The sequence below is a fragment of the Eubacterium ramulus ATCC 29099 genome, assembly GCF_000469345.1.
Lineage (GTDB): Bacteria > Bacillota > Clostridia > Lachnospirales > Lachnospiraceae > Eubacterium_I > Eubacterium_I ramulus.
This window is the reverse complement of the sequence record NZ_KI271108.1, coordinates 74,322-95,415: the sequence shown is the minus strand read 5'-3', so window position 1 is coordinate 95,415 and position 21,094 is coordinate 74,322. Positions and strand designations below refer to the sequence as shown.

Below are 21,094 nucleotides of genomic sequence, written 5' to 3'. Positions count from 1 at the left end.
TAGCCATTTTTTTGAATTTTCTTGAAAACAAACTACTTTTCAGATACAATGCTTAGTAGAAACGCCAATTTACTATAATTTTTGGCAATGATAAGGAGGCAATTATGGCACAGAATCCAATCGTAACAATTGAAATGGAAAACGGCGATATCATCAAAGCAGAGCTTTATCCGGAAATCGCCCCAAATACAGTAAATAATTTCATCTCTCTGGTAAACAAAGGATTTTATGACGGTGTGATCTTCCACCGTGTCATCAGAGGTTTCATGATCCAGGGCGGAGATCCGGAAGGAACCGGTATCGGCGGACCGGGATACAGCATCCACGGCGAATTCTCCAACAATGGTTTCACAAACAACCTGAAACATACACCGGGTGTTCTTTCCATGGCACGTACTATGATGCCAAACTCCGCCGGAAGCCAGTTCTTCATCATGCATGCAGCTGCTCCGCATCTTGATGGCGAATATGCAGGCTTCGGTAAGGTCATCGAAGGTATGGAAAATGTAAATAAGATCGCAGAAGTTCGCTGCGATTACAGTGACCGCCCAATGGCTCAGCAGAAAATGGCAAAAGTAACCGTTGAGACATTTGGTGTAGATTATCCGGAACCGGAAAAATGCTAATTTGTTTGCATGGCTAAAACTTTAAAATAATGAAAGCGTCCCATTTTATTTTTTCTTGTCAGCTAGCAATCGCTTGCCAAGAAAAAATAAAATGGGACGCATTTACGTTACAATGCAAAAATTTTTACGCCATGCCTCTTAACGTCGCCGTGCCCGCGCCTTATATTTCTTCTCGCCGAAGATCCAGAACAGGATCAGTGCGATCAGTGTTCCGATCACCATGCCCACAATGACATCGCTCGGATAATGCACGCCCACATAGAGTCTGGACAGCGAAATTGCAAAAGCCAGAACCAATGCCGGCACACCGATTCCACGCGGACAGCTTTTATAGATCACAACTGCCGATGCAAAAGAAGCAGATGCATGACCGGAAGGGAATGACCAGTCCGGCTGTGCTGCGATCAGGCACTGCAATCCTGCTACCACTTCATAAGGACGGACCCGTGCCACATAATTCTTCAGCAGGAAGTTCGTCACGCAGAGGGAACCCAATAATGCCAGCAGAGAAAGGAGTCCCGCACGTCTGGTCTTTTTGGGAAACAGCAGAACAATGGATAACACGATCCATACGATTCCCGTGTTGCCAAGATTCGTGATGGCGATCACAATCGGATTCAGTGCTTCCATACGCAGATGTTCCTGAATAAAAAGCAGAATCTGCCCATCCCATATATGTAATTGTTGAATAACGGTATCCAGCGTTATCATTGCTCTCTTTCCTTTCCAGATTGTTTTATCAATAAAAAACGTGTGCTATCACACACTTCACCGTAATTTTCCAGTAAAGAAAGTCCCACTGTACAAAAGCAGGTATCAGTGGGACTCCATAATATTTATCAGAATTTAAAGATTGCCACTCCGTATGGTGGGAGTTCGTATGCGAAGGAATACGGTCTTCCGTCACATTCTGATTTTTCAGACTGATAAACAGTCGGACGTTCTGTGCCCTCGCCACCGAATTTTGCATCATCGCTGTTCAGCAATAACGTATATTTTTTCTTTTTCGGTACACCCACACGATAATCCGGACGTGCCATCGGTGTAAAATTGCATACAAACAACAGGTTGTTTCTGCCGGATTTTCCGTGACGAACAAAACTGAAAATACTGCGATATCCGTCATTCGGATTGATCCATTCAAATCCGTCCGGCTGATCATCCAGTTCATACATTGCCGGATATTTTTTATAAATAGTCAGCAGTTCTTTTACAAATGCCTGTAAATGGCTGTGATTTTCATCGTTTAAAAGTTCCCAGTCAAGTTCCCGTTTTTCGCTCCACTCCCGGAGCTGTCCGAAGTCCTGACCCATGAACAGCAGCTTTTTGCCCGGATGTCCCATCATAAACGCATATCCTGCCATCAGATTGCGGTATTTGTCAATGCCAAGTCCCGGCATTTTATTCAACATGGAACATTTCAGATGAACAACCTCATCGTGAGAAAGTACGAGAATGTATTTCTCACTATAATTGTAACTCATGGCAAATGTCATCTTATTATGATTGTCTTTGCGGAAATATGGATCCAGTTTCATGTAATCCAGAAAATCATGCATCCATCCCATGTTCCATTTATAAGTGAAATCCAGTCCGCCGTCCTCGGCTTTTCCGGTTACCATCGGCCATGCGGTGGATTCCTCTGCGATCATAACTGCTCCCGGATTTCTGCCGCAGACCAGTGTATTCAGATGGCGGAAAAATTCAATCGCTTCCAGGTTTTTATTTTCACCGTATTGATTTGGAACCCATTGTCCGGCTTCTTTACCATAATCCAGATACAGCATGGAAGCAACCGCATCCACACGAAGACCATCAATATGATACTTCTCTACCCACAGTAATGCAGAGTTCAGAAGGAAATTCTTGACCTCAGTCTTACCATAGTCAAAAATCTTGGTTCCCCAGTCCGGATGCTCACCTTTTCTCGGATCCGCGTACTCATAGAGGCAAGTTCCGTCAAACTCAGCCAGTCCGTGGGCATCCCGCGGAAAATGCGCCGGAACCCAGTCCAGGATAACACCGATCTTATGTCTGTGCAGGTAATTGATCATATATGCAAAATCCTCCGGTGTTCCGTAGCGGGACGTCGGTGCAAAATATCCTGTTACCTGATATCCCCAGGAACCGTCAAACGGATACTCGGAAATTCCCATCATTTCTACATGGGTGTAACCCATTTCCTTTACATATTTTGTCAGTTCTACTGCCAGTTCACGGTATGTATAAAAGCCGGTGTCTTCCTCATAGCCTGCATGACGTTTCCAGGAACCCGGATGCACTTCATAAATGGACATTGGCTGACGGTACACCTCGTCATCCTTATGTGCCGCACGTGCTTCCATCCATTTTTCATCGGACCATTTCAGCTTACTGATATCTGCGACTTTTGATGCAGTGCCCGGACGCAGTTCCGCATAGTTTGCATAAGGATCTGCCTTATAAAGTTTTCTGCCATCCTGGGTTTCAATGAGATATTTGTACATATCACCAATCTTTACATTGCTGATAAACAGTTCATAAATTCCATTTGGCTCCAGACGTTTCATTTCATGAGAGGTCTCATTCCAGTCATTGAAAGAACCAATGACCCATACACGTTTTGCATTTGGTGCCCATACCGCAAAGTTGACACCCTGCCATCTGCCCTTTTTACATGGATGCGCCCCCAGTTTCATATACATGTCATAATGTACACCTGCGCCGAACAGATACATATCATACTCAGAAATGTTCCCCATAGTGTTTTCCTCCTTAAAAACCACTCACTTTTATTGCGATTATTCAAAATCTTTTTCATGAAGAATCAGATAATCATTCTCATTATATTTCTTTGAGAAAATAGAACCAAACGCCTTCTTGATTCCGCCGCCTTCTGCATTTTCAATCGCCTCATCCACAATATCCTTGACCTCGGCCAGTGTGGTTGCACGCTCCAGTTTTTGGATATTGTTGATACGATTGTATAAAGCGAGTACCCCCATCTGGTCAATGGTGCACTCCATCTCTTTTGCATAAGATTTTCCGAATTCTACCAGTTCATCGATCGTAAAAATAGGGATGTCCACTTTCTCGGTAAATTTCTTTGCAAAACCAAAATCCAGCTGCATTGCCTTGCGGATTCCAGCTCTCGTATCCTCCAGAAGGATCACCATACCTCTTGTATTCTGTTCCATCAACTGAGACATACGGAGTGCGGTCTCACGGTTCAGTTCTCCTGCTTTATCAATGATCAGATAACCACCGTCGATCTGCGGAATCAGTGCCGCAAAATCTTTTCCATTCAATGATGATGCACTGATCTTACCAATCTTGGCATCTTCATTTCCAACTTCTTTCTCAATAGCTTTGATCAGGCTGGTGGCAAATACGGTCTTACCGCTGCCTTCCTCACCCTGGATCAGAATGTTGCCTGTCAAAGATGTAACCGAATTACCAAGTCTGGATTTTGTTCCCAGTAAAATCTGGCTGATCTGATCTTCCATACCCGGAACCGGAAGGAAATAAGAGAACAGTTCTTTCTGTTCTTCCGTCAGCTCATATGCTTTCTGCTCTTCTTTCAGATCATCCGGCAGTTTGATCTCCGGCAAAACACCGGTATCCTGTGAAACCGCTGCTGCTTCGCCTACCGGTACTTCCACATTGGCATTCTCCACAAACATTTGTGTCGCCTGTGCCAGCATTTTCTCCAGTTCTTCATCCGGCGCAGATTCTACCACATGCAGTTCATCCTCATCTGCTTGATCCTCCATGGATACAGATACTGTTTCTGACGCAGCTTCTGTGTCTGTAGTTTCTGCATCTCCTGCTTCTGTATGTCCAGACTCATCCGGAGTTTCTGCACTCACTCTGTTCTGATATGCAGAAAGGTCGGGCATTTCCCTTGTAACACCGGAAATATCAGCTGATGCAGCTGCTGCAATATCCTCTTCTACTACAGAATCAGATGTATCTGTAGATACCGTATCATCGGCTGTATCATCCGCTTCACTGTTTTCCTGTGCCATTTCTCTTGCAAAATCAGAATCAGCTTCCTCAACAACGGAAGTCTCTGCCTGATCAGCGTTGTTTTCTGCGGATGTAGATTTCATAACTGCATCAACATCAGAATCTGTGGATTCTGCTTTTGCTGTTGCCGTTTCATCTTCAGACGATATATCATCCGATGCTTCAACGTTTTCTGTCTCTTCAGGAGCTGCTGCGCTCTCATTTTCTGCCGCTTCTTCATCGGCTGCCTTCATCGCATCACCAGAAGCAAGTTTTGCAGCTACGGTATCTTCCGGAACCGGAAGATCTTCTCCCGGTGTCGCAGACAGAATCGGGATCAGTGTCTTCAGACGCTCCATGATCTGACCGGCTTCCAACAATGCATTTTCTTTGGACATTTCCAGCTTCTTCTGATCTGCTGCTGCCATGGCAGCTTCCGCCGCACGCTTTGTCTTCTTCCACTCTTCCAGTACTTCCTCAATACTTGCCTGTGCAGAAGCGACTTCCTCGGCATCTGCCTTTTCACCGGCATGTTTGATTTCTTTTATCTCACTTTGTGTATCATCTGCATTTTCTCTTACTTCTTCTTTTGCAATATCCTGCTTTTGAGTCTCCTGCTCTTCTTTTTCCGATTCTTCCTGTTCCTTCATTAAAGCATGGAAATCTTTTTTCAGGGAACGGTCTACCTGGGCGTTGATTTTTTCCTGATCAAAAGCATGCTCTGCCTCTTCTTCATGCTCGCCATTCAGATATGGAATATCACTGACAATCTTTTTGATATTTTCCATCGTATCGGCAACGGTTTCTTTTTCTGTAGCATTCATGATCTGACGCATGCTTTTCGCCAGTTCTTCCTGCAGCTTGGAAGTATTAAATTTACTTGCCGTTACAGTTGTCTCCGATGCTTCTTCGGATGCGCACTCCGCTGTCTTTACCATCTCTTTGATGACATTTTTCCGCTCTGTACTCTGCGGCAGACTGATCTCCACCATGCCTTTTTTCTCACGGAACTGCTTGTATTTATCCTCCTGTGCCGGAGTCAACGGCTGATACAGACGCTTCAGATCCAGTGCTTTCTCCACGTATTCACCATCGCCGAACCAAAGGATCAGTTCATCGCAGGTTTCCACACACTTGTCCCGCAGTTCTGCCTGTCCGTACAGAACTGCCAACTCATAAGCCCATTTTTCTGTATATTCATGTTCTTTGAGTTCTTCCAGGATTGCAATACGGTCTGTCAGTGGCTGATCTTTCAGACAGCTAATCTCATAAGCCAGCACATAACGCATATTATCTTTCGGTGCAATCTCAAGGAATTCGTTGTAATATTCCTCTGCCTCATCCACATGTTTTGCCTTAATGGCTACCTCTGCCAGCTGGCACACGATATTTCTGCCAATCGGAGAATGATCATATGCCTGCAGCAATACTTCACGGCATGCATCGTATTTGCCTGTTTTTTCATAAATCTCGCCAACCATGCACAGCGTTGTGCTGCTGCGGACCTTTTTCCAATTGATGGTATCTGCCATCTCCGCTGCTGTTAGATAATCTCCTGCTGCGAACAGATTCTGAATCTGCTCCAGTTTCAGTTTATACTCATACTTATCCACCGTTATTCACCTCATGTCTGTATTTTATTGATTTTTCAGATGTTATTTTTTCTTTTTAAAATTGATATGCTTTGTTTTTGACTCTTTTTCTTCTGCTTTTTCTGCAAATTCTTTCTCTGGATCTTTCATCTTCACCTGATTAGTCACGGTATCCACCGTATCAAGCTCGATATATTCCTTCGTCTGCTCCGGCAGCTGCCGTTTTCTCAGCACATGTTCTACCACTCGTTTTATGATATAGTACAGTACCGCAAAAATCGGTACACCAAACAGCATTCCTATTACACCGAAACTTCCGCCGAAAAGCAGAATTGCAAAAATAACCCAGAACGGTGACAGTCCCGTCGTGTTGCCAAGGATTTTCGGTCCGATGACATTTCCGTCCACCTGCTGCAAAATGATAATGTAGATAATGAAGTAAATTCCCTTCATCGGATCTACCAGAAAAATCAGGATTGCACTTGGAATAGCTCCGATATACGGTCCGAAAAACGGAATGACATTTGTCACACCGACAATTACACTGACAAGTGCCACATACGGCATCCGCAAAATTGCCAGACTTGCAAAGCAGATACACCCGATGATCAGGGAATCAATGATCTTTCCGATAAAAAATCCACCAAACACCTCGTCTGCTTTCCGGACAACTTCCATCACTACGTTGCCGTAACGTGGACGGAAAATTGCATAAATGATTTTCTTTAACTGCCCGATAAATTTTTCCTTTGTCATCAGGACATATACGGAAACGATAAATCCAATGATCACATTAAATATAGCTTTCACCACGTTATAGACACCGGTCGTAATACTCGCAATAAAATCAGACTGCTGCAGTACACTCTTGCGCAGCCATTCCTCCAGATATTTGGACGCATCTGCGATAAATGTATCCAGCGGACCGGCCAGTGGGCTGTCCTGTTTTAAGAAGCGGTCTACCCACTCGGTCAGGTTCTGCACTTTTTCATTCATGCTCAGGACAATATCCTCGATACATACGATCAGCTGCGGTATGATCAGCCAGATCAGCACTACAATGATTGTCAGAAATACCGCCATGGCAAACGCTACCGATGCAGCTCGTATTTTCTGACACTGCTTATGTGTCAGTTCTTCTGACTTCTGTCTGCTTTTTTTATATAAAAAACGTTCAAACCATTTCATGATCGGATTGAGCAGATATGCCACGATCAATCCCACAATAATAGCCTGAAGACTTTGAAAAATCTCCTGAAAACCGGAAAATAACCCGTCAAATCTCAATACCACAAAAAAGATTGCGATACACACCATTACCACCAGAATGGCCGTCAGACCAATTGCCAGGTAAGGGCGGATATCCAGATTTACTTTCTTTTTCTCCGGTTGTTTCTGAGTTGCAGTATATTCTTTTTTTGTCTCTTCCTGCATGCTAAAACTGCCTTTCTAAAAATCCGGGAATCCGGTTGCAGACTCCACTGAAAATATGAAATAAGTATACCATACTTTTTCTGTACATAACAGAATTGTTCACAAAAAAATCAAAAGAATCCCGTTTCCAGGATTCTTTTTGACTTTATTCATCAGATATTTTTCAAGTCGAACGCACGTGAGACTTGGTGCGTGAATCTGGTCAGCGAAAGCTGACATATTCTTCTCAGAATCACTGTACTCTACACTTTCGTTTCTTTTCTGTTTGAGGATCTTAATCTCTGTAATAATTGATCAGGCAGCCTTTCAGAATAATGGTTCTCTCATCGTCTGTCAGATCACCCATTTTCAGTGTGAACGATTTTAACCCGCCGTCTTTTACCACGTATGCCTCGATATCTGTCAGCTTGTCCTCAATGGCTTTGCGTACATTCGGGACAAACAGATAATCACCGTTTGCAAATGGCAGGTCTCCTTCCGGAATCAGGAATGGAAGCATACCCCAGTTGATCAGGTTGGAACGGTAACGTTTTGTTGCATATTCATTTGCAATATTCGCCCATCCGCCTAATACTTTCTGACAGGAAGCAGCCTGCTCTCTGGCGGAACCGTCACCCGGTTTTACTGCAAAAATCGTACTTCCGATACCAAAGTTTTCACGGTTCAGATCCGGATATTTTGTCTTGATTGTCTCGATCACCGGTGCAAGTTCCGGTAATGCTTCCGTCGGTTTTTCACCGTTGACTCTTGCTTTCTCTGCCTTCTGTACTTCTTTCGCACGGCCGACATATTCCGGATCCTTTCTGGACAGGGCAAACTCAGCCAGTGCCAGCGGATTGGAACGGTAGGAAGAAGTCTCGCCGGACGGAATCAGCTCATCTGTTGTAGTAACCGGATCGTGGATCTCAGATACTACTTTCAGTACCAGGTTGTCTGTCAGTGCACTCATTGCCGGCCAGTCTTTGATGTTCGGTCCGAATTTCAGTTCCTGATCCGGATCAGCTACACCCTTGCTGTCAAATACACGGTTTTCATAAATTGATTTATCAAAGAAATATTTCGGTCCTGTATATTCTACATCCAGATCCGTTGCCGGTGTCAGATATCCTTTGTTTGCAGCGGTTGCAGCGATGGAACGTGCATCCATCAGTGCTACGGAAGCGATCTGACCGTTCTGCAGTTTGGAGCCTTCCCGGTTCGGGAAGTTTCTCGTTGTATGACGGATACTGAATCCATTGTTGTTCGGTGTATCACCAGCTCCGAAGCATGGTCCACAGAATGCAGTTTTCATGATCGCACCGGTCTCCATGATCTTCGCTGCTGCACCATTTTTTACCAGTTCCATATAAACAGGCATACTTGCCGGATATACACTTAAGGTAAACTCATCCGGTCCGATACTCTTGCCATTCAGAATGTCTGCTGCTGCACAGATGTTTTCAAATCCACCGCCGGCACATCCTGCGATAATACCCTGATCTACATACAGTTTTCCATTGCGGATCTTGTCACGCAGTTTATATTCTACGGCTCCGTCCAGACTTACCAACGCGTTCTTCTCAACCTCTGCCAGAACGTCTTCCAGGTTTGCATTTACTTCTTCAATCGTATATGTATTGCTCGGATGAAATGGCATAGCGATCATTGGTTTGATTTCGCTTAAGTTCACTTCTACACAGCCATCATAATAAGCAACTTTCTCTGGTTTCAGTTCTGCATAATCTGCAGATCTGCCATGGATATCATAAAATTCTCTGATTTTGTCATCCGTTACCCAGATGGAGGACAGGCAGGTGGTCTCTGTGGTCATAACGTCCACGCCGATACGGAAATCAGCACTCAAAGATGCCACACCAGGTCCGACAAACTCCATAACTTTATTATTCACATAACCGTTTTTAAATACGGCACCGATAATTGCCAGAGCCACATCCTGCGGTCCGACACCTTTCATCGGCTCACCGGTCAGATAGATCGCTACCACACCCGGCATTTTGATGTCATATGTTTTGCAGAGCAGCTGTTTTACCAGCTCCGGTCCACCCTCGCCCATTGCCATGGTACCCAGTGCACCATATCTTGTATGAGAATCAGAACCAAGAATCATTTTTCCGCCGCCTGCCAGCATTTCACGGGCAAACTGATGGATGACTGCCTGATGAGGCGGTACATAAATTCCACCATATCGCTTTGCACAGCTCAGACCAAACATATGGTCATCCTCGTTGATGGTTCCACCAACAGCGCATAAACTGTTGTGACAGTTTGTCAGTACATACGGAACCGGAAATTTCTCCAGACCTGATGCACGGGCAGTCTGAATGATACCGACAAAAGTAATGTCATGGGAAGTCAGCTTATCAAATTTAATCTGCAGCTGTTCCATATTTCCGGAAGTATTATGTGCTTTCAAAATACGATATGCCATTGTACCCGTTGCAGCTTCTGCAGCGGTCACTGTTTTTCCTGTTTTTGCCGCAAGACATGCAGCAGCCTCCTGATTATCTTCGATAATCTCCGTTCCATTGAGCAGATATACACCATTCTCATGTAATTTCATGGTTCTGTGCCCTCCTTAGAAAATTCTTTTTTACACTCTCTGTTGTTCTGTCAGTGATTTTGACAATAATTCTTCTCTATTATAATAAGGTGCCTCATAAAAAGCAAGGTTTTTCACTTCAGTCAATTAAAGTTGTAAATCGTACCATTAATGTTATTCCTTACAGCGGAACGTAAGCTTCACCCGGAAGAGATCATCCTCCAGATCAATCTCAAATTTGCCGCCCATAAGTTCCGTCAGCATTTTTGAGATGGAAAGTCCCAGACCGCTTCCTTCGGTACTGCGGGATTCATCTCCCCGCACAAACCGCTCCGCCAGCGTATCTGCATCCACATTCAGCAGTTTTTCAGAAATATTTTTCATGGTAAAGGTTGCCTCATAGCCATCCTTAGCCACCTCCGCATACACCCGTGTGTCCGGCATCGCATACTTTGCTGTATTATTATACAAATTTCCGATGACACGCCACAGCTGTCTTCCATCTGCATAGATCATCACCGCTTCCTTTGGGAATTTACTGATGACATTCAGCCCTTTCTGCTCCAGTTTTTCATTAAATTCACCACCGGTCTGACGCACCAGTTCCACCAGATCAATGTCATCCATCTGCAGTGTAATATTTCCGGAAGAAATACGGGACACATCCAACAGATCTTCCATTAACTGTTTTAAGCGCATCGCTTTCGATTCCAATACTTCTATATAGGATTCCGCACTTGGATTATCGATTTTTTCCCGGCGCAGCAGACCTATATAATTAATGATGGATGTAAGCGGTGTCTTGATATCATGGGAAATATTCGTGATCATATTCGCTTTCATCCGCTCATCCCGTACGCTTTCACCGATGGCATTGGCCAGACCCTCGCCAATATGATTGATGCCTTCCGCCAACTGATATTCATCGCCCTGATACTCACTCAGATTCAGCTTATAATCAAATTTTCCCTGGGTGATCTGTTCAATACCTTCCAGGATCTTCCTTCGCTGTATCACACGTTGTGAAAAATAGATCAGCGTGAACACCAGGAAGATTGCCAGCAGAATGTATGCCCAGATGTACCCACAGTGAAAAGCCAGATAGGCTATGGCGACATTTGACAGTACAATCCCCCAGATTACCAGAGTCATCCGGTTGCCCAGATAACGGTTATGCATAGTGTCTTTCAGATTGACCAGCAGCCAGTGCAGGTAACTGTTTTCAAAAAATGTATCTGCTTTTACCCGACGCACCAGACTCAGGTACATGCCCATAAAACAGCAATCCGCTAATACGGCAAAGGTTCCTACTATAACCATACGGCTCATAACACCATAACTCTGGCTGTGCACCCGCATGCCAAGTGCCGTCAGGCAGATACTGAACACAAACAACAGCGCAATGGGAATCTCCGTCCGGATCTTGTCAAAATTCGTCAGATGCACTTCCTTATCTTCACTCCGTTTTGCCGCAGCTACTGTCATATAACACAGTCCGATCAGCCACACCACAATACCGACTGCTGCCAGCACAAGACTCCGCTGCGCCCAGGGATACAATTTATCAAACTCCCGCTTTGCCACAGCCAGATCATCCTCCTGTGGGAATTTCACATCCACCGCTACGATCAGACTGAAGTCGCCTTTCTGCAGTTCATTATACTGTGCCATGTTCTGATAATAGTTATTTTCCATTCCGCCAATGTTTGTCTCAAAGCGGAACGTTTTGTTGTTATAACTCAGATACCGTCCGTATTTTACCGCCTGATCATAGGCATCTTCCTGCGTTTTGGTTTCTTTCATATTTGTCACATATGTATTATCCCTAAGATCACCCAGCCAGTAATATACATTGGTATTATTCTGGTCATATTTGTTGTTGTAAACTTTGTAATCCGCAATTTTTTCCGGTGATGCGTTCACGGTCTCCGGACGGTTCTCATCAAATACTCCGTCCGTTTCAAACGCTTCCCGCAGATTCAGATAATCCAGCAGCTGCATCATCTGTTTCGAAAACGTCCGCTCAAAATAACCGGATTCCACGAAAGAAGAATTTTGCAGATCCCCCATATTCAGCATATTCTGATTGACACAGGTACTGAACAACACGATACTGACTGAGGCCACCACCGCCGCAATCATCTGCAGACCGATCACAATGGCTTTTGCCAGTGATGAATAGCGCTTTCTGTTCTGTTCCATCGATTACCTCGGTTCTATTTTTTCAATCTTGTATCCAACTCCCCAGACCACTTTCAGATACTGCGGCTCCTTTGGATTAATCTCTATTTTTTCTCTGATGTGGCGGATATGTACCGCTACTGTATTGTCCGCTCCGATGGCTTCTTCATTCCATATATTTTCGTAAATCTGATTAATAGAAAATACCTTGCCCTGATTTTTCACCAGAAGCAGTAAAATGTTATATTCAATCGGAGTCAGACGGACTGCCTCTCCATCCACACTGACGGACTTCAGATCGTCATTGATCGCCAGTCCGCCGCTCTGAAATACTTTGCTGGACTCTGCCGCGTTGCCCAGCTTTGTATAACGGCGCATCTGGGAATTGACCCTTGCCACCAGTTCCAGCGGATTAAATGGCTTTGAGACATAATCATCCGCTCCTACATTCAATCCGAGAATCTTGTCTGAATCTGCTGTCTTTGCTGACAGCACGATGATTGGCATATTGCTCTCTTCCCGGATTTTTAAGATTGCACGGATTCCGTCCAGACGCGGCATCATTACATCGATGATGACAAGCTGTATCTCTTCCTTGCGAAGTACCTCCAGAGCCTGCACACCATCATACGCCTTAATCACATGATATCCTTCCTGCTGGAGATAAATCTCAATGGAATCTACAATTGCTGTATCATCATCACACACTAATATATTGTTCAACAAAATCTCTCCTACTCCTTTCCAAAGATCAGATCTTTCAACAGCGAACCTGCATCCCGTTTTTCCTTTTTCCGGGCTGTATTCTGTGCCTGCTCTGCCGCAAATTCATCTGCCAGAACCGCCTGACGGATGGATTCTTCATCCGGAAATTCCGGATTTGGATGCACGCTCTCTCCTCCGGAACCATCCGCTGCATCTGCTGTCTGCTCCTGACCATCCGCTTTTGCGTTCTGACTTTCCCTCCATTTAAAATAAGCTGCATTTGTATTGATCTTAATATCCGGTTTTTCCGCCGGTGCCGGTTCGCACAGTATATCCTCCGGTTTCTTTGTTCCGGAATTTTCAAAATACTGCTCATTCACTTTGATTTCCGGACTGGAAGGCGGTGTGTAGATCATGTTTTTTGCATACTGTACTCCGGTTTCCCGCTCAGCATCCAAATCCCTTTTTTTTCGTGCCCGCTCTTTATTGATATCATCAATAATGGACAGGTATTTCTTTGTGTCCGTCAGATCCGCCAGTTGCCCCTGTAATTCGTTTTCATGTGCCTGCAGCTTGTCCTTCTGTTCCCGCAGATCTTTCCGGAACTGCAAAAACAAATCATTCATGGAATCGTTGGTATGATCCATCAGTTCCCGGATCGCACCGATCATATCTGCCGTATAAATGACAGATGCAGCATACACATCCTCCGCGTTTGCATTGGCCGCCTCAATAATTTCATCCCCTTTTTTACGAAAAGCCCGCTCCGCATTGCTTCTGCTCTGCCGTGTCTGCTCATACTGATCCATCATATCGTAAATCCCCTGATTCAGCCGATCCAACAGATTCAAAAACTGCTTGCGGTCTATGATTACTTTATCCGGGTGTCCATTGTATGTTTCACTTTTTGAAAATGCCACATGGATTTCTTTTAATACCCGCTCTACTTTATCTTGTGGGCTCATAGTTTCCTGTCCTCATTCCTTCTTCTTTTCTACTTGAATTTTTATACTTCGATCAGTTCATACTGGTCAGTACCAAGACCAATCTTGACCGCATGCTCGATGCAGCTTCTCCAGTTTGTATCCGGATGTGTAAAATAGAAATGATCGTGTCCGTGTCCGCAGTCACATTCTCCGTGCTCATGTTTATGCTGCTCTATATTTTCAGCCAGCACACTGTTTGACAATACCGGCTGCTGATTACACAGATCCGCGCAAGCCATGTCCAGAGCTACCGGATCAAAAGATGCCAACATACCAACGTTCGGAATGATCGGGCGGTCATTTTCTGGATGACAGTCACAGTTCGGTGACACATCACAAATCAGTGAAATATGGAAACACGGACGATCCTTGCAGATTGCCAGCGTGTACTCTGCCATTTTGCAGTTTAAGATATCATTGGACTCGGAAAGCCCCGGTGTCACTGCATCTTTCGGACAGACACCAACACATCTGCCGCAGCCCACACATTTATCATGATTGATCTGTGCTTTGCGTTCGTCAATGGTAATGGCATCGTGGGCACATACTCTCGTACACATACCGCAGCCCACACAGAGTCTTTTGTTCACATATGGCTTGCCTGCACTGTGCTGCTCCATTTTTCCTGCCCGGGATCCGCCGCCCATACCGATATTTTTGATGGCACCGCCGAAACCGGTTGACTCATGTCCTTTGAAATGGGTCAGGGAGATCAGGATATCCGCATCCATCAGCGCACGGCCGATCTTTGCCTCTTTGACATACTCGCCCTCCACCGGAACAAGTACCTCATCGGTACCTTTTAGTCCGTCCGCGATGATAACCGGGCAGCCGGTAGCATACGGAGTAAATCCATTCATATATGCAGTCTCCAGATGATCTACCGCATTTTTACGGCTTCCTACATACAGTGTATTACAATCTGTCAGAAACGCTTTTCCACCCTGTTCTTTTACGATATCTGCAATGACTTTTGCATAATTCGGGCGCAGAAATGCCAGGTTTCCATATTCTCCAAAATGAATTTTGATTGCTGCATAATGATCCTGAAAATCAATGTTTTCGATACCAGCAGTCTTTACCAGCCGTGCCAGCTTCTGCATCAGATTTTCTGTAAAACTTGTTTTAAATGATGTGAAATATACTTTTGATTTTTCCATTGTTCTAACTCCTCGCTTAATAGATGCACTTAGCAATCCGTATAATCAATATTTTTTGGGAAGTGACATCCACTTTCAGTTTACCATAATCGCTCTTTTCTTTACAGTTAAAATTTTCTTAACTCCATCCCCATTTGACGTTATCTTCAAGTCGAACGCATGTGAGACCTGGTGCGTAATTCTGGCCAGCGTAAGCTGACATATTCATCTCAGAATCACTGCACCGCTACACCTCAGAAGTATTTCTCGCCAAAAAAGATGTTTTCCTGTATAATGCTATGGAAATCATTTTCAATATTGTTTTAATATGAAACAGAAAGAGAACCCAAATTTATGGAAATCATTCGTACTTATGGAAATATCATAAAAAAATATGCTCCGGATCATCCACTGGCCGCTTTTCGCATGATCAAAGCCGGTCTGGCACTGGAGCAATTTCGCAGCCGGAACCTTGCTGATAAGAAATTGCCAGGTGCTTACCAGTATCTGAACACCTATGCCGTAGGGGAAGTACTGGAAGCGCTGAAACATCCGGAGACTTCCGTCTGGGCAAATATTTTTGCCCCGGTGGAGCTGCTGCAATGCTTTGGTCTGCACAGCCTGTCCATCGAATGTCTGTCTTCATTTCTGTCCGGATTTACCATTGAGGACTATTTCCTTGACTATGCGGAAAATGAAGGACTGGCCTCCACACTGTGCTCTTATCACAAAAATTTCATTGGTGCCATCGACAGCGGCATTATCCCGCCGGCGGCCTTTGCGGTCACCACGTCAACCATCTGTGACGGAAACGTCAACACGTTCCGACATCTGTCTGAAAAGCATCATGTACCGTCTTTTCTGCTGGATATCCCACAATGTGATACACCGAATGCGGCAGCATACGTTACCGGGCAATTAAAAGAACTGGTCTCCATGCTGGAGGATACCTTCCACAAAAAATTCCAACCGGAAGAACTGACCGCTGTACTGCAGCGGGAAAATGAATCGAAAGCCTGCTATGAACGGTTTTTAAAGCACATGCAGACCCACCATTATCCGTCCACACTGACACTGCAGATGTATATGCTGTTTGCCTCCCACATGAATATCGGAACACCGGAAATCCTGCATTTTTATCAGCAGATGGAAGCTGAAGCGGCCGCTGCTCCGGAATTTCACGGAACTAATATTCTCTGGGTGCATCTGCTGCCTTACTATCAGGAAACATTACGGAAATACTTCAATCTGTCGGATAATTACCAGATTCAGGCCATTGAGATGAACCTGGATTACCGCACACCACTGAACACGGAACATCCACTGGATGCACTGGCGGAAAAAATGGTTCAAAATATCTACAACGGACCATATGAACGCAAAGCAAAACTGGTATCTGAACTGGCACAGGATCTGCATTCTGACGGTGTCATCAATTTCTGTCACTGGGGCTGCAAGCAGTCCTCCGGCGGAGTCATGCTGTTGAAAGAAGAACTGGACCGGCAAAATATTCCGCTCCTGGTTCTGGACGGCGATGGCATGGATCGCCGCAACAGCCACGACGGTCAGATCCGCACCCGCTTTGAGGCATTTCTCGAAGTACTTCGACAAAGAAAGGAGGAAGCATAATGCTGGCTTATTTTTGCAAATATGTTCCGGAAGAATTATTTCAGGCTTTCGGTACGAACATCACCTGCATGGAACCTCATGTCACAACTTTCACCCAGGCAGATGCCCTGATGCATCCGAATATGTGCTCTTTTTCCAAAGCGGTTCTGGAAGAATTTGAAAAACAGGATTATGACGGAATGATCTTCACCTCCTGTTGTGACAGTTCCCGCCGCCTTTATGATATTCTCCGTCACCTGTTTCCGGACAAATTTTTCTTCTGCCTGGATCTGCCCCGCAAGATCAATGACTTTGCCGTCACGCTTTACACCCGGCAGCTGGAAAAGCTTATTGACGCTTACACTGCTTTTTCCGGGAAAACATTTTCTGAAGAGAAACTTCTGGAAATCTGCAGGAAACGTGCCACAGAGCAGAAACGTACAAATGTTTCTCGGGATTTCGATGCATCCACCTGGCAATCAGCAGCTATTGTTGATCACTCACCAGCCCCAACAATTTCAACGAATGACTCGTCCACATCTTCACAGGATGGCAAACTCCACATCGCCCTGGCCGGTGCCCGCCCCGGATCCGAGATCCGGCAGCTGATCGCAGATCATCAGGCTAAAGTCATTCTGGATCTGACCTGCACCGGCATTCAGCGCAACTATGACCTGCATGCAGCACAAATCCTCCCCGCCTACGCACATGCCCTGCTGGATCAGCTTCCCTGCATGCGCATGGCTGCAGCCTCCAACCGGCAGAGGATTCTGGAAGCTTATGAAAAACGCATAGACGGCATTATCTATCACACCGTCAAATTCTGTGATATCTACGCCTATGAATATACAAAACTGCACGAGACCTCCGATCTGCCGATTCTGAAAATAGAAACTGATGCCACCGCTCAATGCGCCGGTCAGATTCTGACCCGTCTGGAAGCATTTTTAGAATCCCTTCGTGTAAAAAAAGGAGAAAACATGTTATTTAGAAACAAACGACAGTCGCCGGAAAGCAAAGGCATTCCCCGGCAGACAGCTGATAACAGTTCAAATAATAAAACTGCAGCCGCAGACCATCCCGCAGCAGCTTCCGCTTCTGCACCGGTCTATGTCATGGGCATTGACAGCGGCTCCACGTCCACCAATGCAGTGATTTTAAACCAGAACAGGGAACTGATCGCATCTGCCGTCATCCGCACCGGTGCCAAAAGCGGCGAAAGTGCACAGCGCATTTTGAAAGAGATTTTAGAAAAAGCCGGACTGCAACGCTCTGACCTGATAAAAATTGTGTCCACCGGTTACGGCCGTGTCAGCATTCCTTTTGCCGATGAAAACGTAACCGAGATCAGCTGTCACGGAAAGGGAGCTCATTATCTGAATCCGCAGATCCGCACCATTCTCGATATCGGAGGACAGGACAGTAAAGCCATCCATCTGAATGAAAAAGGAGATGTCACCGATTTTGTCATGAACGACAAATGTGCAGCCGGAACCGGTCGTTTTCTGGAAATGATGGCACGCACACTGGAAGTTGATATTGAAGATCTTGGAGTGCTGTCTCTGAAGTCCACAGAAAACATCGAAATCAGCAGTATGTGCTCCGTATTTGCAGAATCCGAAGTCATTTCCCTGATCGCGCAGAACAAGGAGACATCAGATATCGCGCACGGCATCCATATGGCTATTGCCGCAAAAGCGATTTCCCTGATGCGCCGCGTCGGACTGGAACCGGGTTATATGATGACCGGTGGTGTCGCCAAGAATCCGGGTGTGGTCAAAGTGCTGGAAGAACAGCTGAAAGCACCGCTTTATATCTCCGGTGAACCGGAGATCGTCGGGGCGCTGGGTGCGGCACTGTATGGTCTGGAACGTGTGCTTTGATTTTCTAGCTTCTTTTGTGGCTAAGTTGTAGATTTTGAAAAAGAGAGCAGGCTGTTTTGTCTCAGTCGCTAGCAATCGCTCCTTGAGAAAAAACAGCCTGCTCTCTTCTATTTACGTTTTATATTTATACTTTTACATGGCAGTTTTTAAAAAATACAATATAGCGTACAGCAAAATAATTAGCTCTTTTCATTTATGCCCTATAACATCAACTACATCATACGATTTTCATAGTCTTGTAATTCGTGGAAAATATTATCAATAAATACAATGTCTTCCTCTATTCGATATAACATAAAATACCGATGTGACAAAAAATTAATACGCCTATACCCAAACATTTGTAAACGTGGATTTTCACATAATTTAAGACTTTCTGCCACTTGTACCAAACTCTTTTTTGTTGCTTCAAAATCATTCAGAACACTTTGTGCTGCCTGAACGTTTTTCTTTTCAAAAAGCAGGTACTGGATAAACCGATCAAAATCCTTTTCTGCATCTGATGTAACAACAACTTTATAACCCATACCGATTCCTCATTTCTGCAATCACATCATCCGCATCACGATAATCACCCTGGTTTGCATGCATACGTGAAGTCTCAAGTTTATCCATAAATTCACTTTCAGAAAGAGTCCTATACGGATTAATCGTTTTTTTCTTTATCTCAAAGGGGAATCCGTCATTTGCTATTGCCTGCACCAAAAATATTCTAATCGCAGTTGTAGTGTCCATTCCAAGATCTTTAAACAACATATCTGCTTTTGATTTTATTTCGTCATCAACTCTTACCTGTATTGTACTTGCCATTCTATCTGCTCCTTTCCAACTTTTCTTAATTATATATCTATATAATATACACTTCAATACATTTGTATTGATTTTGCATTTCTTTCTCAGTTATTTAGATATTCAAAAATCTATATATTTTCAAAATAAACACAACCCGAAAGTCCGCAAACTTTCGAGTTGTGTTTTCTGATATGATAACAATTCATACTTGCTTTAAAATATTTAATTTACCCCATCTGAATCAAATTTATCTGACTTTCCCCAATTGCAATGTTCACATAACGTGCGTAAATTAAACTCTACCGTTTTCCCACCCTTTGCTATTGGTTTAATATGATCAACATGCAGTTTTACTCCATCCGCTGCTGATCTTCCACACAGTACACAACGGAAGCCGTCTCTTTTTAAAATATCATACCGCAAAGAGTCAGACATAGTTCTTCGCTGATATTCTTTACTTTCTCGAATTTTTTTACTTTCTATCGCTTTTTGAAAAGCCTTTTCTAATTCATAGGAAAAAAATCTCTTATTCTGTGTATACGAATTCTGCCCTTTAGGACTCGTGTACAACTTATAACAAATAATCTCTATATTCTGAGGCGGATTTTTTTCAATTAAATTACATAGTTCCAGCTCCACTTCATGATATCTTTTCCATGAAAGTTTTAATTTTTTTACATATTCTTCATCTGCAAATCCGTGTATATTTTGTAACTCACTATCATATGATTTTTTTAAAGTAGCATTTTCCAAGAGATATGCTTTTTTTTGTCTGAGTTCGCTCATATTCAACTCAACCATTTGTTGGAAATATGCATCCAAATCAAATTTATCAAACATCTGTTTTGTGTTTAAAGTTTTTGAATATACAATTTTAGATGATACATTATTAAATTTGTATTCCTTATTCAGTCTCGTTATATCGGAATACCGTTTACTTGTCTCTACCACTTTAGGCTCATACTGCTTATTTTGAATTCTTCCTATGCAAAAAGCAATTATACAAATAGCAACTATACATAAACCTATTGAAATTACAATGATAAAATCATTCTCTCCCATTACATTCCCATTTCTATATCAACTTTATGACTTTATCGTGTCATATTCGTCATTCAACACTTCCGCCAGCTTATGAATCGTGTTGGATAATGTCTCATAACAAATCCCGTAAGTCACAAGTTCCGCCCCATACGGATCCAAGATCTCCAGCTCATCGCCGGTCAGATCTGTCAGCACTTCCACATTCTGTGCACCTTCCATCTCCAGCACTTTTTCTTTCGCTGCCTGATCAAATGTCAGTATCAGCGTTGTATCCCCAAAATCGTTCTGTTCCAGCTGGCTGGACATATAATTTTCCAATGCAATGCCGTTGCTGATCATCACGGCCTCTGCCTTCTGATTCAGCGGCTCTGGGAATAATACCACAAAGCCCCGCGCCAATATCTCCACCGGGAATTTCAGATGTTCCCGCTGCAGGAGCGCAGCAGCCATCGGTTCCCGACAGATTGCACGTTTCCCCACAAAAATTATCTTCTCGATCCTATCCAAACTTCCACCTCTTGTAAAGCGGACATTCGCAATCCGCTTTCGCTACTTGCTCATGAACGCAGTCGCTTTGC

The 21,094-nt window shown here is 44.2% G+C and carries 16 protein-coding genes; 3 read left to right on the top strand and 13 right to left on the bottom strand.

Going from position 1 to position 21,094, the window contains the following annotated elements:
* The first annotated feature begins 104 nt into the window (after positions 1–104).
* The gene (locus tag HMPREF0373_RS05135) at positions 105–626 is read left to right on the top strand and encodes a peptidylprolyl isomerase (RefSeq protein ID WP_021738565.1); all 522 of its coding nucleotides are present in this window, start codon (positions 105–107) and stop codon (positions 624–626) included.
* Positions 627–764: 138 nt separating this feature from the next.
* Here the strand turns inward: HMPREF0373_RS05135 and HMPREF0373_RS05130 are convergent, their stop codons facing one another.
* The 9 genes from HMPREF0373_RS05130 to HMPREF0373_RS05090 form a co-directional block, all read right to left on the bottom strand.
* Complete coding sequence (locus HMPREF0373_RS05130) at positions 765–1,337, bottom strand: phosphatase PAP2 family protein (protein ID WP_021738564.1); 573 nt, start codon at positions 1,335–1,337, stop codon at positions 765–767.
* Positions 1,338–1,465: 128 nt separating this feature from the next.
* Complete coding sequence (gene glgB, locus HMPREF0373_RS05125) at positions 1,466–3,367, bottom strand: 1,4-alpha-glucan branching protein GlgB (RefSeq protein WP_044962993.1); 1,902 nt, start codon at positions 3,365–3,367, stop codon at positions 1,466–1,468.
* A gap of 39 nt (positions 3,368–3,406) precedes the next feature.
* Positions 3,407–6,226 (bottom strand): hypothetical protein, encoded by a 2,820-nt coding sequence (locus tag HMPREF0373_RS05120; RefSeq protein WP_021738562.1) that lies wholly within the window; start codon positions 6,224–6,226, stop codon positions 3,407–3,409.
* Between the two features lie 42 nt (positions 6,227–6,268).
* Complete coding sequence (locus HMPREF0373_RS05115) at positions 6,269–7,639, bottom strand: AI-2E family transporter (RefSeq protein WP_021738561.1); 1,371 nt, start codon at positions 7,637–7,639, stop codon at positions 6,269–6,271.
* A gap of 274 nt (positions 7,640–7,913) precedes the next feature.
* Positions 7,914–10,199, bottom strand: coding sequence for a hydratase (locus HMPREF0373_RS05110; RefSeq protein ID WP_021738559.1), 2,286 nt, complete (start codon positions 10,197–10,199; stop codon positions 7,914–7,916).
* A gap of 153 nt (positions 10,200–10,352) precedes the next feature.
* The gene (locus HMPREF0373_RS15980) at positions 10,353–12,380 is read right to left on the bottom strand and encodes a sensor histidine kinase (protein ID WP_021738558.1); all 2,028 of its coding nucleotides are present in this window, start codon (positions 12,378–12,380) and stop codon (positions 10,353–10,355) included.
* A 3-nt stretch (positions 12,381–12,383) separates the two neighbouring features.
* Positions 12,384–13,082 (bottom strand): response regulator transcription factor, encoded by a 699-nt coding sequence (locus HMPREF0373_RS05100; protein ID WP_022036193.1) that lies wholly within the window; start codon positions 13,080–13,082, stop codon positions 12,384–12,386.
* A gap of 11 nt (positions 13,083–13,093) precedes the next feature.
* Positions 13,094–14,029, bottom strand: coding sequence for a hypothetical protein (locus HMPREF0373_RS15975; protein ID WP_021738556.1), 936 nt, complete (start codon positions 14,027–14,029; stop codon positions 13,094–13,096).
* Positions 14,030–14,070: 41 nt separating this feature from the next.
* Positions 14,071–15,210: a DUF362 domain-containing protein gene (locus HMPREF0373_RS05090; RefSeq protein WP_021738555.1), complete on the bottom strand. Its 1,140-nt coding sequence runs from the start codon at positions 15,208–15,210 to the stop codon at positions 14,071–14,073.
* 333 nt (positions 15,211–15,543) lie between these two features.
* Here HMPREF0373_RS05090 and HMPREF0373_RS05085 point away from each other — a divergent pair, with 333 nt between their 5' ends.
* Positions 15,544–16,818 carry a 2-hydroxyacyl-CoA dehydratase family protein gene (locus tag HMPREF0373_RS05085; RefSeq protein ID WP_021738554.1) on the top strand — a complete coding sequence of 425 codons (1,275 nt, stop codon included), beginning with the start codon at positions 15,544–15,546 and terminating at the stop codon, positions 16,816–16,818.
* Positions 16,818–18,680: an acyl-CoA dehydratase activase gene (locus HMPREF0373_RS05080; RefSeq protein WP_021738553.1), complete on the top strand. Its 1,863-nt coding sequence runs from the start codon at positions 16,818–16,820 to the stop codon at positions 18,678–18,680. Before HMPREF0373_RS05085 ends, HMPREF0373_RS05080 begins: the two co-directional genes overlap by 1 nt.
* Before the next feature lie 212 nt (positions 18,681–18,892).
* Here the strand turns inward: HMPREF0373_RS05080 and HMPREF0373_RS05075 are convergent, their stop codons facing one another.
* The 4 genes from HMPREF0373_RS05075 to HMPREF0373_RS05060 all read right to left on the bottom strand — a co-directional run bounded on the left by HMPREF0373_RS05075 (position 18,893) and on the right by HMPREF0373_RS05060 (position 21,023).
* A complete protein-coding gene (locus HMPREF0373_RS05075) occupies positions 18,893–19,207 on the bottom strand; it encodes a type II toxin-antitoxin system RelE/ParE family toxin (protein WP_021738552.1) in 315 nt (104 codons plus the stop codon).
* A complete protein-coding gene (locus HMPREF0373_RS05070) occupies positions 19,197–19,490 on the bottom strand; it encodes a type II toxin-antitoxin system RelB/DinJ family antitoxin (RefSeq protein ID WP_021738551.1) in 294 nt (97 codons plus the stop codon). The genes HMPREF0373_RS05075 and HMPREF0373_RS05070 overlap by 11 nt, the downstream gene beginning before the upstream one ends.
* A 204-nt stretch (positions 19,491–19,694) precedes the next feature.
* Positions 19,695–20,534 (bottom strand): HNH endonuclease, encoded by an 840-nt coding sequence (locus HMPREF0373_RS17140; protein WP_021738550.1) that lies wholly within the window; start codon positions 20,532–20,534, stop codon positions 19,695–19,697.
* 24 nt (positions 20,535–20,558) lie between these two features.
* Complete coding sequence (locus HMPREF0373_RS05060) at positions 20,559–21,023, bottom strand: arsenate reductase/protein-tyrosine-phosphatase family protein (protein WP_021738549.1); 465 nt, start codon at positions 21,021–21,023, stop codon at positions 20,559–20,561.
* Positions 21,024–21,094: the final 71 nt, after the last annotated feature.